This window comes from Cryobacterium adonitolivorans (assembly GCF_004402695.1).
Taxonomy (GTDB): Bacteria; Actinomycetota; Actinomycetes; order Actinomycetales; family Microbacteriaceae; genus Cryobacterium; species Cryobacterium adonitolivorans.
Genome location: NZ_SOFL01000002.1, coordinates 162,832 through 175,079, shown reverse-complemented (window position 1 = coordinate 175,079; position 12,248 = coordinate 162,832). Strand labels below are relative to the sequence as shown.

The following is a 12,248-nucleotide window of genomic DNA, read 5'->3' as shown; positions in this document are numbered from 1 at the left end:
CAACTGGGCGAATCCGTGCCGGCGGATGACTCAGGCGGTCAGCTGCGCGGCGGCGCGCTCGAGGTCGGTGCGCGCCGCATCCGTGCCCGCAGCCCAGGTGAGGTAGCCCCCGTCGAGGTTGACCGCGTCGCGGCCCAGCTGAGCGAGCAGCCGCACGGCCGTATGGCCGCGCTGGCCCACTTTGCAGTGCACGATCAGCCGGCCCTCGGGCAACTCCGCCTGACGGGCGCGGATGTCGTCAAGTGGAATATTGACCGAGCCGGGGACCGCGGCCTCGGCGTACTCGCCCGCCGTGCGCACGTCGATCAGGGTGGCGCCGGCCGCTCGGGCCGCGTCCAGTTCGTGCCACTGCACCGACGGGGTCAGACCTTCGGCCGCGTTGAGCGCCACGTAGCCGAGCATGTTCACCGGGTCCTTGGCCGAGGAGAACTGCGGCGCGTAGGCCAGTTCGAGGTCGGCGAGTTCGGATGCCGTGATGCCGCCGGCCATGGCCGTCGCGATCACGTCGATGCGCTTGTCGACGCCGTTGCCGCCCACACCCTGGGCGCCGAGGATCGCGTCGGTGTCGGCGTCGACGACGAGCTTGAGCGCCATCGACTCCGCTCCCGGGTAGTAGCCGGCGTGCGAGGCGGGGTGGGTGTGGATAACCCGGATGTTGCGCCCGCGGGCCGCGAGCACCTTCTCGTTCCAGCCCGTCGCGGCGATGGTGAGTCCCATCATGCCCACCACGGCGGTGCCGAGGGCCGGGCGCACCCGGATGGACCTGCCGGTGATCACGTCGGCGACCATACGGCCGTGGCGGTTGGCCAGGCCGGCGAGGGCCACCAAGCGCTGTTCGCCCGAGATCGCGTCGGTCTTCTCCACGGCGTCGCCGATGGCGTAGATGTGGGGGTCGCTGGTGCGCAGCTGGTCGTCCACCGCGATACCGCCACGGTCGCCGATCGTGAGGCCGGCGGCCTTCGCCAGGGCGGTGTCGGGCCGCACGCCGATCGCGGCGAGCACGAAGTCGGCGGCCACGACACTGCCGTCGCTGAGCGTGGCGGTGTCCGCGCCGAGCTCGACGACCTGGATACCCAGCCGCACGCTGACGCCCGCGGCCCGCAAACGCTCGGCCACCGGGCCCGCCATCTCGGGGTCGAGCGGCGGCAGCACCTGATCATCGAGCTCCACCAGGGTGACGTCCAGGCCCCGGTGCGCGAGGTTCTCCACCATTTCGAGGCCGATGAAGCCGGCGCCGATCACGAGGGCGCTTCGGGGCGCCGCGGCGAGGGCGGCCATGGCGGCGTCGACGTCGTCGATGTTGCGCAGGGTGAGCATCCGCTCGCCGCCGGGCAGCGGCGGGCGCACGGGCGAGGCGCCCGGCGAGAGCACGAGGGCGTCGTACCCTTCGGTCGACTCCCGGCCGGTGCTGAGGTCACGCACCCGGACAGTCTTGGCCGCGCTGTCGATGCCGATCACCTCGGTGCCCACCCGCACGTCGAGGGCGAAGCGGCTGGCGAGGGACGCCGGTGTCTGCAGCAGCAGGCTGGATCGCTCCTCAATGACGCTGCCGAGGTAGTACGGGAGGCCACAGTTGGCGAACGAGACATGGTCGCCCCGTTCGAACACCGTGATCCGGGCGTTCTCGTCGAGGCGGCGGAGGCGGGTGGCAGCGGACATGCCGCCGGCGACGCCGCCGATGATGACGTATCGGGTTTGGGTCATGACTCCAGTCTGCGATACCCCAGGGGGTACTCGCAAGTTGAGGTTCGTGCGGCGTGACCACGGAAGACGCCTCCGCCGGGCACGAACGCGTCCGGCGGCCGCACCCTCGTGGGTGCGACCGCGGTAGCCTGCGCCGTCGTCGCTGCCGTCATCGCCGTGACGAGGATGTCGTCCCAACCGATCAGCGTGCCGTCCTGGGCCACGACGACGATGCGGTGCGCGCCCGGCTTCGCTGTGGCGGGCACCGAAACCGGTCGAGTCGGACGAGCCCAGTCCGAAGCCGAGCATGCCCTCCTCGACGATGAAGAATCCGCCGACGGCAATCACGGAGCCGGACGGGAGGACTTTGGTGTGGGTGTTGTCGTTGTCGCGCACGATCCAGCCGCTGAGGTCCACGTCGACCGGGCCCGGGTTCACCAGCTCCACCCAGTCGCCGGGCGTGCCGCCGTTCGACTCGGTCTCGTTGATGCGCACATCGGCCGTCGCGGGAACGACACAGTCGTTGACGGCGCCCGTGGTCGCGGTTGCCGTGTCAGCGAACGCTCCGACGCCGTCGGGGCAGGGCCGTAGGTCGCGCTCGCGTGGGCCGTCCAGTCGTAGGCGTCGATCGGCGTAACGCCGTCGGTGTCGGAAAGGCGGGCGTTGTCCGCGCTGCCGAGGCCGAAGCCCAGGACCGGCGCCTCGACAACGAGGTACCCGCCGGCCGCGATGGTCGAACCGGTCGGCAGGACTGGGGCGTGGCTGTCGTCGTTGTCCTTCAGAACCAGGCCGGACGCATCCACCGGCGCCGTGCTGATGTTGACGAGCTCGATCCAGTCGCCGGCGTAGCCGTCGCTTGACTCCACCTCGTTGAGTCGCACGGTGTCGGAGGCCGACACGACACAGGCGTTGGCTGCGCCACGGGTGGGCGCCGTGGTCTCGCGGAACTCTCCGGTGCCGTCGGGGCAACGACCCCAGCTGGTGCCGGCATGCGCGGCCCAGGCGTAGGAGTCGACCAGGGTGGTGCCGTCGGCCAGGAAGAGGCGGGCGACATCGGCAGTGCCAAGGCCGAAGTTGGTGGCGCCGGCGCCGCCCACGTCGACGGCGAGGAAGCGCCGGGTTCGATAACGGTGTTCGCCGGCAGCGCGAAGGTGCGCTCGTCCTTGTCGTCCCTGACGATCCAGCCGGAGACATCCGCCGCCACCGTGGCGGTGTTGATGCGGACCGCGGGAGCCTCTGCAGCCAAGGCGGCCACGGTCGGGCTCAGGGTCGCGGCGAGTGGAACCGCCAGGGCGAGGGTGAGGATGGCGGCCGGGATTGGCCGACGCCAGTGAGTGCGCACAGGGATGCCCCCTTCGAGGCTGTGGGTGACGAGCCTCGGATGGGCCCGGTCCACCGTGGCGATGCCGCGAAAAATCCCGGTGAACGGCGAACGAACGCTCTCACTCGGCTCGCAGCCGGAGCACACGGTTCCGTGATTGGTTTGAGAGTGCAGAACCGCACCTCGTTCTCGGGAAAAAGTGACATTCCAAGGACGGGATTGGACACAGGGTCCCTGTTTCCGACCGTTGTCCTCACAAACGCCCGTCACTCAGCCGCCCGCCTTCTGCCCGGGCTACATGAGCGACCGCCTATTGCACTGACCGCCCCGTGCCTATGCTGGAACGACCATGCGACTCCTCCTGATCCGCCACGGCCAGACGCCCGCCAATGTACTCGGGCAACTCGACACCGCCCACCCGGGCCCGGGCCTGACCGAGCTCGGCGAACGTCAGGCCGCCGTTATTCCCGAGGCGCTCAGGTTCGATTCCATCGACAGTATTTTCGCGTCCACGCTGCATCGCACCCAGCTCACGGCCCGGCCGCTCGCCGTCGACCGCGGCCTGGACATCCAGGTCACCGACGGCCTGCACGAGATCGAAGCCGGCGCGCTCGAGCGACGCAGCGATCACGCATCCGTTCGCACCTACATGGAGACGGTGTTCGCCTGGGGCGCCGGCAACCTCGATGTGGGCATGCCCGGCGGGCCGGATGGCCACGCGTTCTTCGCCCGGTTCGACGCCGACATCGCCGTGGCCGCGGCCAGCGGCGCGACGGCGGCGGTGTTCAGCCACGGCGCCGCGATCCGGGTCTGGGCGGCGGCTCGCGCCACGAATGTGCCGCCGATGTTCGCCGGGCTGCACGACCTGGCCAACACCGGCGTTGTCGAGCTGACGGGGTCGCCCGACGAGGGCTGGACGCTGCTCTCCTGGGCGGGGGTGCCATTGGGTGGTATGCCGTTGGTCGACACGAATGCCGTGGACCCGACCGGCGAAGCGCTCGACGCCTCGTAGTCAGGTGCTTACCCGGCGCTCCCCCGTGGCACCCGGGGCACCTTCGGTCGAACGAGCGCGTGACTGTCGCGCAGCAGCTGCTCCACGTGCTCGTCTTCCACGACCCCGTCTAGCACGACGGTGATCCAGTGCTTCTTGTTGAGGTGGTAGCCGGGGGTGATGTGCTCGGGAAACTCTTCCCGCAGCGCACGCCCTTCTTCGGGGTCGCATTTCAGCGAGACCTTGAACGGTTCACCGGCCAGGGCGCTGAGAGCGAAGATCTTGCCGTTGCCGCTGGTCTTGAAGACGCTGGTCTCCTCGCCGAACGGAAACGACTCGGTGGCCTGGGGCAGGCTGAGGCAGAACTCGACGAGGGAATCCGGGGTCATGTCTGTGACCTTAGCCGCTTGTCACGGCGGCAACAGGGAGTGATCGTTGGCGCCTCAGGCCAGGACGCCGGCCATGGCGCCGGCGGTCAGCTCCACGGAGCGCAGTCGGTCACCGATCTGCTGCGACGCGTGGGCGAGGATGAGTTCGTCGGCCTGGGTGGATGCGACCAGGTCGTCGAGAAACGTGCGCACGTCCGCCGAAGTGCCCACGGCCGTGTACCGCATCATGTCGGCCAGGCGGCGCCCCTCGGTGGTGGTGAGGAAGGCATCGATCTGGTCGTCGGAGTACTCGGGCGACGCCGGTCCGCGGGCGATCATGCTGCGCACCCTGGAGCGACGCATGATCTCGAACTGCTGTGCGGCATCCGCCCCATCGTCGGCCGCGATCACATTGGCGGCCACCATCAGATAGGGCTCGGCGAGCTGCGCCGACGGCCGAAAGTCTCGCCGGTAGGTGGCGACGGCCTCAAACAGGGAGTCGGGGGCGAAGTGCGACGCGAACGCGTACGGCAGGCCCAGCGCGGCCGCCAGACCGGCACCGAAGAGGGAGGACCCCAGGATGTAGAGGGGAACGTTGGTGCCCGCTCCCGGCACCGCCCGCACACCGGGGATGATCGATTCGTCGCGCAGGTACGCGGCCAGCTCCATCACGTCCTGCGGAAACTGGTCGGAGGCCCGCGGGTCGCGGCGCATAGCCCTGGCCGTGGTCTGGTCGCTGCCGGGCGCCCGGCCCAGGCCCAGGTCGATGCGGCCGGGGTACAGCTCCGCGAGGGTGCCGTACTGCTCGGCGATGGTGAGCGGCGAGTGGTTGGGCAGCATCACTCCGCCGGATCCGAGCCGGATGGTGGAGGTCTGCGAGGCGATGTGGCCGACGAGCACGCTGGTGGCCGACGACGCGATTGTGGGCATGTTGTGGTGCTCGGCATACCAGACCCGCTCGTACCCGTGCTTTTCGGCGGTCTGGGCGAGCGCGACGCTGGCGGCGAAGCTTTCCCTGACGGTCTGCCCGGGGGCGATGGGGGCGAGGTCGAGTATGGAGAGCGGTGTCGTCATGTTCGGGGTAACGGTTTTCGGAGGCGAATCGATACCCGCGTTCACCGGATCCGACCGACACCCGGCAGAAACCGGCCGACCCGGGCCGCGTAGTCCGAGTACGCCGGGTGCTCCTCAACGAGCATTTGCTCCTCCCAGCGGGTCTTTCCGGCCAGGAGACCGATCAGGGCCACCCACGCCACGACGTGCATAAGGGAGGAGCCGATCAGGACCAGTCCCAGCGCCCCCACCATCAGCCCCGTGTAGATGGGGTTGCGCACCACCGCGTAGACCCCATTGGTGGCCAGCGGGGCGTCCTCGCGCGGTATCGGGCTGGCCGTCATGGCGGGGCCCAGCGTTGTGGACCCCTGCACGGCCAGAGCCACCCCCACCGCGAGGAGCGCTATCGCGGTGGCCACGACGAAGCTGTTCACCGGCCACACTGTGCCATGCGGCAAGACTAGGAGGCCTACCAGCAGCAGTATCTGCACAAAGACGAGGCCGGAGGCGAGCGCACGTTTCATGCCCCGAGAGTACGCCCGCGTCACGGTGCTGGGCAGGGCACCCGGCGCGTCGTGTCTGCAGGCGGAACGGCCCGCAGGTCAGCTTCAGGGAGCAATGCCCCCTCAACCTGGGCCGCGGGCCGGTCAGGTGATGAAAATGTGCCTGGTGGGTTAGTACCAGCCCACAGATTCGGATTTGGCCCAGGCCGCGCACGGTGTGCCGTAGGAGCCCGAGATGTAGCCCAGGCCCCAGGAGATCTGGGTGGAGGCGTTCGTCGCCCAGTCCGACCCGGCCGTGGCCATCTTGCTGCCGGGCAGCGCCTGCGGAATACCGGTGGCACCGCTCGAGGCGTTGTACGCGTTCACGTTCCAGCCGGACTCCTTGTCCCACAGGCTGACGAGGCAGCCGAACTGGTCGGCGCCCCAGCCGTACTTGGCGGACATCATGTCGCGGGCGACGGCCTGTGCGCCGCTCGGGTTGGACGGTGCAGACGGGGCCGGAGCAGTGCTGGTCTTCGGGGCAGCCTTGGCGGCCTGGGCAGCCTCGGCAGCCTCAGCTTCGGCCGCGGCTTGTGCCTCGGCGGCCTCCTGGGCCGCGGCGGCAGCGGCAGCCTCCGCGGCGGCCTGCTCGGCAGCCACTCGATCAACCTCGGCCGTTGCGGCCTGCAGGGGTGGGAGCTCTGCGTTCGTCTGGCTGACGAGCTCGTAGATTCGCTCTGGTGCCAGGTACTTGTAGTTGTTGAGCATCGCGACGGGCGTGGCCACCTGCGTAGCGTCGACCTTGTTCGCGGCCGCAGCGATCACGGGGGTCGCGCCGGCGATGGTGTCGGTGGCAGCCTTCTCAGCGTGGGCGTGCGTGATGCTGCTGTAAGCCTCGAGCTGCTCTGAGTGCGCCGCGCTGGCTGAGAGGGTCTTGGTTTCGGACGCGCGATCGTTCTGGGCGGCCATCGCAGGCTCCAACACGAATCCAGTTCCGACCATTGCACCGATGGAGAGCACAGCGATCGCTGCAGCTGAGCGACGGGTGACGCGGGTGCGATGGGTCTTCGACGCGCGGGTCTCGATGGGCACCGCGGGGATTACGGCGGTAGCGGATGTAGCTGATGTCTTGGGTGTTGCGGGAGTGCGGGAGTTCGGGGTAGTCACAGTTCTGTATGTCTCTCACTGAGCGAATCGCATGTACGAGGACGCAAAGCGGTTCTTAGTCGACGTCCACGGGCGGGGGCCCACCCGGGCGAAGTGACTAACCCTGCAGTATGTTTCTGCATAGATCCTCACCGCTCACCGGGAAGGTCCTCCGAATCGGCGTACCCCTGTTGCATGCCGCCCGGAGGTCTGGATCACTTCTCGATTGCCGGTGAGATGCCTATTCGACCCGCAGTTGCCGGGTCAATCCGGGCTTCGAAGCGCCGTCACGCGACCCAAAACTTTTCTCAGAATTTTCGCAACCCCCCTTGAAAAATCATCCGTGAGCGCCAGCAGATTGTAGGTCCAGGCCGGGTGTCGTTCGCGGGCTGGTGCGAGTGAGCGGCGCGGCGGCCGAGCGAACGAGGTGCACACCTGTGGACATGCGACCAGTCTGGACCCGTCGCTCCGGAGCCGCTGGGGCGCTCGTGTCCCGTATCGGTCATCGGCGCCACTAGAGGCTTTAGCCTCCCTCGGCCGGGGGTAGCGGTTGTTAGCGTAAGACTCCCCATCTACTCCCCGCACCACTTCCCCACACGTCAGGAGCCGGCATGCTGTCCCCCCAGTCCCACCCCCTCATCGAAGCAACGCTCCCCCTGGTCGGCGAACGGATGCCCGCCATCGCCACCGGGTTCTACGCGCGCATGTTTACCGCGCATCCCGAACTCTTCGACGGCCTTTTCAGCCGCTCGAACCAGAAGAGCGGCGTGCAGCAGCAGGCCCTCGCGGGCAGCATCGCCGCGTTCGCCGCCCATCTCGTGAAGGACCCCCTCAGCGCGCCGGAGATCATGCTCTCCCGCATCGCCCACAAGCACGTCTCCCTCGGCATCCTGCCCGAGCAGTACGACGTGGTCTACAAGTACCTTTTCGAATCCATCGCCGCCGAGCTCAGCGATGTCATCACGGCCGAGATCGCGGATGCCTGGACCGAGGTCTACTGGCTGATGGCCCACGCCCTGATCAAGCAGGAGAGCGGCCTGTACGCCGCCGCGGCCAGCGACAAGCCGCTCGCGCCGTGGACGGTCACGCGCCGGGACCCCGCCGGCAGCGACGCCGTGACGTTCACGCTCGTGCCGTCCGATGACACCCCGGCGTCCGCGTCCCGGCCCGGCCAGTACGTGGGCGTGACGGTGCGGATGCCCGATGGGATCCGCCAGGTGCGGCAGTACTCGCTCTCGGCCGGCACCGGCACCGAGACCCGGGTGTTCACGGTGAAGCTGGACAACGACGGGGAGGTCTCCCCAGTCCTGCACCGCGACGTGCAGGTCGGCGACCAGCTGACGCTCTCCAACCCCTGCGGCGACATCACCCTCAGCACGGGCGACGGCCCCCTGGTGCTGGCGTCGGCCGGTATCGGCTGCACCCCGCTGGCGTCGATCCTGCGCTCGCTGGTCGAGACGGGGTCGGAGCGGAAGGTGCTGGTGCTGCACGCCGAGAGCACCATCGAGCGCTGGGCCCTGCGCGAACAGATGCGCGCCGACGTCGCAATCCTGGAAACAGCCGAACTGGAACTCTGGCTCGAGGCGCCGAGCGCCCAGGACACCGCGCACGACGGTTTCATGTCTCTGGATTCGGTGACCATCCCGCTCGACGCCTCGGTGTACCTCTGCGGGCCGCTGCCGTTCATGCGGGCGATGCGCGCACAGGCGCTGGCGTCGGGGGTCCCGGCCGCTCGCATCCACTACGAGGTCTTCGGCCCTGACCTCTGGCTCGCGAGCGCCTAGGCGCAATTCTCAGAGACGCGGCGAAACGGTGATGGCAGCGATTTCTTTCACCCGGGGCCTCGCCCGGCCATCGCCCCGGTCGATGCCTGTGATCCAGCGGAACCGTAGCCCCGCCGGCGTCGCCGAGACGCTGGCGAGGCAGTTCTCGAACCACGGCCCAAGGATCCCCCGCCACCGCAGGGGTGACGCGGGCACCCCGGCCGACCGAGCCAGCATTTCGCTGGGACGGTTCGCGATGGCATAGGACAGCACGGCCGAGAACGACCGAAGCGGCAGGGCCAGCGGGTTGCGGATCGGCGAACAGACGGCCTGGATGATGCGGCTGCCCGAGCTGCGCTCCACCTCGGCGACATAGGAGTAGTGCACGTCGCCGGAGAGGAATGTGATGGTGTCGGGGGCCGGGCCACGTTTGCCGTCGGCCACCTCGGTGGCCATCTGCGCCACCCGGCGAAAGCTCGACTGGAAGGCGGCCCAGTGTTCGAGGTCGAGGGCCTGGCGCAGCTTCTCGCCGACGACGGCCATCGGCCCGCCCCAGGCGCCCTCTGCGGTCGCCTCGTTCCAAGCCTCCAGGTGGTGCAGGCCCGTCGGCAACAGGAAGGGCAAAGACGTGCCCACCAGCAGATGGCGGAAGCCGCCGCGCATCCGCTCGTCGAGCCAGCCGGATTCGTCGTCGTCGATCAGGGCCCGGTCTTCGGGGTCGAGCCTGCGCGCAATGCGGGAATCGACCACAATCAGCCGGCTGTCGCCGTAGTCCCGGCAGTAGCTCCAGCGATAGCTGGCCGGCTCGGCGTCGGCGCGCTCGACGAAAGCGTCGAGCCTGTCGCTGAGGTCAAGCTCGGCGTCGCCGGCGTGGCCGGCGATCAGCCGCCAGATCACATCGGCTGCCCGCTCGACGGGCGACAGGTTGCCCAGATGCTGGTACACCCAATACGAGGCCAGGCCGGCGACCAGCCTCCCGTGCCACCAGGAGGTCTGCTCCATCTCGCGCTTCCAACTGAGCGACGCGTTCCAGTCGTCACGGATGTCGTGGTCGTCGAAGACCATAGCGGTGGGCACCGTCGACAGGAGCCACCGATTCGCCGGGTCGGACCAGGCGAGGCCGTAGAGATGCGCATACTCCTCGAAGTCGGCCAGCTCCTCCCCGGGAGGCTCGTTGAGGTCCCGCCGGGCACGGATGAACTGCTGCATCTGCTCGCTCGTGGTGTCGGCGTAGACCTGGTCGCCCAGGAAGAGCACGAGGTCGGGCCAGGAGAATCGGCCCGGCTGCGCGGCCATCTGCAGCGCGTAGCTGCGCAGGGCATCCACACCGTGGGTGCGGTTGCCCTTCGCGTCGTGCGGCACGCTGGTTCGGCACGATCCGAATGCCAGCCGCAGGGGTGCGCCGGGCGTGAGCGTGCTGATGACGGATGCCGGAAAATGTGACGGCGCCGTCGGCCAGACCTGCACGCCGTCGATGTCGACCGCATACGGAGTGGTCGTGCCCGGTGCCAGCCCGTCGACCTGCACCAACGCGTAGTGGTGCGCGTGCACGGCGAAGGTGCGCGCCGACCACGTCCTGGCGTCGGCCCTCACCGTGACCTGCCCGGCCCGCGCGGTCTCGACCCACACACTGGCGGAGTCGGTATCGACGTACCGCAGCATCGGACCGAGGATCAGCGCCGACGTCGTCATGGCTGAGGTGTGGCGCTGTCTGCACGGCTCTTGGACATGCCGCCATTCTGGCCCGGTCGTCGGCCGGGCGCAGCAGGAATGTCCGCGCCCGTACGGCTCAGTCCGCGAGGATGAGGTACAACGCGCGGCGCACCTCGTCGAGCTTCTCGGTGGCGGCGGCACGCTGGGCATCGGTCGCCGACGAGCGGAACTGATGCACAACACCGAAGAGCTTGCCGACGCTCTCGTGGAAGGCGGCGTCGGCGTCCGACTGTCCCGGGGTGGCTTCCCACGCCTTCTTGAGGTCGTCGGCGTGCTCGGCCAGATAGGCCCGGCCGGCTTCGGTGAGTTCGTAGTCCGTGCGGCGTTCGGTACCGGTCGGCGAGATGAGCTCCTCGTCGACGAGCTGCTGCAGGGTCGGGTAGATGGAGCCGGGGCTGGGGCGCCAGGCGCCGCCGGTCTTCTCCTCGATGGCCCGGATGAGTCCGTAGCCGTTGAAGGGACCGTCGGCCAGCAGGGAGAGGATCGCCGAGCGAACGTCGCCCCGGTTGGCGCGACGGGAGCCGCGGGGACCTCCGGGGCCGAATCCGGGACCGAAACCGCCGAAGCCGGGACCGCCCGGACCGAATCCCCGGCCGAAACCGCGACCGTGGCCCTGCGGCGAGTCGTGGTGGGCGCGGCTCATGCCCGGCCCGAACTGCGGGGCACCGAACTCAGGGGCGCCGGAATCTGAATGGTGTGTGTGGTGATAGCGCTTCATGATCGTCATCGTCCTTTCACGATGTCGTGCCTCGCTGGTGTCGCGAGCACGCGCCGCGGAACTTCCACGACACTCAACGATATATCGCTGAATGTCGCAATGTCAATAATTTTGTCGAGCCCGAGAAAAATTCTCGAGAGTCTTTTGGCCGCTCTCGCCACTCTGGCCATCGTGCGCCACGACTGCGAACGGCGCGCCTGCTCGGCTGATTCGCCGATGGTATTACGGCCGATTCAGAGCGAAATATCGCGGCCCGACCAATCCAGGGGCGCAGAGGCTCCGGACCACCTATGCGGCCCGGGTAAACACCGAGGCCGGAGCGAAACTAATGAATTGGAGTTCAGACAATGAAGACCATCACGAAGCGAATCACTGCATTTGGCGTTACCGGTGCAGCAGCATCTGCCCTCATCGTGGGAGGCCTCGTGGCTCCCGCCCAGGCCGCGGAACTCGACAACGCCGGCTCCACGGTGACAGACAGTTCCACGTCGGCCACGAGCACCCAGGCCATCGACGACATCCTGCGGGATGCCGTCACCGGGAACAGCGCAGTCGGCACAGGCATCCTGGCCCCCGTGGTTTCGGGTGCCGACGTTTCCGGCACGGAAGTGTCCGGCAACGGAGTCTCCGGCACCGACACCTCCGTCAACGACGGTGGCATTGTCAATGGCCCGGTCGTCAGCGGTCCCATCGTTGAGGACTCGCTGAACAGCGACACCGGCGACGTCGCCTCCGGCAACAACGTCGCCAACGGGATCGACGCCCCTATCGCTTCCGGCAACGGACCGGTGGCATCGGGCAACGACACCTCCGCCAGCGTTCCCGTCACCGCGCCGGTCGACGCACCGGTGGAGGCCCCGGTGGGTTCGGCGAATGAGGCTGACCTGGGCGATGTCACCGGCGGCGATGTCACCGGCGGTGATCTCGGCGCAGAGATCAGCGACGCTGTCGACTCCACTGTGGGCGACTCCCTCGGCGACGTCGACCTGGGCGCCGTCCTCGGCGACTAA

11 protein-coding genes and 1 pseudogene are annotated in these 12,248 nt (G+C 68.6%); 3 read left to right on the top strand and 9 right to left on the bottom strand.

The genetic code is table 11. From position 1 onward, the window contains the following. Positions 1–30: 30 nt before the first annotated feature. The 3 genes and pseudogenes from E3O42_RS01095 to E3O42_RS01090 form a co-directional block, all read right to left on the bottom strand. Positions 31–1,704 carry an FAD-dependent oxidoreductase gene (locus E3O42_RS01095; RefSeq protein WP_241984554.1) on the bottom strand — a complete coding sequence of 558 codons (1,674 nt, stop codon included), beginning with the start codon at positions 1,702–1,704 and terminating at the stop codon, positions 31–33. A 348-nt stretch (positions 1,705–2,052) separates the two neighbouring features. Further along, positions 2,053–2,178, bottom strand: a pseudogene (locus E3O42_RS18360) (hypothetical protein); the annotation flags it as partial. Continuing rightward, positions 2,118–2,780, bottom strand: a complete 663-nt coding sequence (locus E3O42_RS01090; protein WP_166787853.1) for a lamin tail domain-containing protein — start codon at positions 2,778–2,780, stop codon at positions 2,118–2,120. The pseudogene E3O42_RS18360 and the gene E3O42_RS01090, both read right to left, overlap by 61 nt. A gap of 573 nt (positions 2,781–3,353) precedes the next feature. Between E3O42_RS01090 and E3O42_RS01085 the strand changes: the two genes are divergently transcribed. Further along, positions 3,354–4,016 (top strand): histidine phosphatase family protein, encoded by a 663-nt coding sequence (locus tag E3O42_RS01085; protein WP_134452088.1) that lies wholly within the window; start codon positions 3,354–3,356, stop codon positions 4,014–4,016. Between the two features lie 8 nt (positions 4,017–4,024). Here the strand turns inward: E3O42_RS01085 and E3O42_RS01080 are convergent, their stop codons facing one another. From E3O42_RS01080 to E3O42_RS18155, 4 genes are all read right to left on the bottom strand, one after another. Beyond that, positions 4,025–4,384: an MmcQ/YjbR family DNA-binding protein gene (locus E3O42_RS01080; protein WP_134452087.1), complete on the bottom strand. Its 360-nt coding sequence runs from the start codon at positions 4,382–4,384 to the stop codon at positions 4,025–4,027. A 54-nt stretch (positions 4,385–4,438) separates the two neighbouring features. After that, the gene (locus E3O42_RS01075) at positions 4,439–5,437 is read right to left on the bottom strand and encodes an LLM class flavin-dependent oxidoreductase (protein ID WP_134452086.1); all 999 of its coding nucleotides are present in this window, start codon (positions 5,435–5,437) and stop codon (positions 4,439–4,441) included. Between the two features lie 41 nt (positions 5,438–5,478). Then, positions 5,479–5,940, bottom strand: coding sequence for a methyltransferase family protein (locus E3O42_RS01070; protein WP_134452085.1), 462 nt, complete (start codon positions 5,938–5,940; stop codon positions 5,479–5,481). Positions 5,941–6,090: 150 nt separating this feature from the next. Further along, on the bottom strand, positions 6,091–6,990 hold the full coding sequence (locus E3O42_RS18155) for an aggregation-promoting factor C-terminal-like domain-containing protein (protein WP_206751220.1): 900 nt from the start codon (positions 6,988–6,990) through the stop codon (positions 6,091–6,093). A gap of 665 nt (positions 6,991–7,655) precedes the next feature. Between E3O42_RS18155 and E3O42_RS01060 the strand changes: the two genes are divergently transcribed. Next, positions 7,656–8,828: a globin domain-containing protein gene (locus E3O42_RS01060; RefSeq protein ID WP_134452084.1), complete on the top strand. Its 1,173-nt coding sequence runs from the start codon at positions 7,656–7,658 to the stop codon at positions 8,826–8,828. 9 nt (positions 8,829–8,837) lie between these two features. Here the strand turns inward: E3O42_RS01060 and E3O42_RS01055 are convergent, their stop codons facing one another. Next, positions 8,838–10,499 (bottom strand): alkaline phosphatase D family protein, encoded by a 1,662-nt coding sequence (locus E3O42_RS01055; protein WP_134452083.1) that lies wholly within the window; start codon positions 10,497–10,499, stop codon positions 8,838–8,840. Positions 10,500–10,596: 97 nt separating this feature from the next. Beyond that, positions 10,597–11,238 carry a PadR family transcriptional regulator gene (locus E3O42_RS01050; RefSeq protein ID WP_134452082.1) on the bottom strand — a complete coding sequence of 214 codons (642 nt, stop codon included), beginning with the start codon at positions 11,236–11,238 and terminating at the stop codon, positions 10,597–10,599. A 347-nt stretch (positions 11,239–11,585) separates the two neighbouring features. Here E3O42_RS01050 and E3O42_RS01045 point away from each other — a divergent pair, with 347 nt between their 5' ends. After that, positions 11,586–12,248 (top strand): hypothetical protein, encoded by a 663-nt coding sequence (locus E3O42_RS01045; RefSeq protein WP_134452081.1) that lies wholly within the window; start codon positions 11,586–11,588, stop codon positions 12,246–12,248.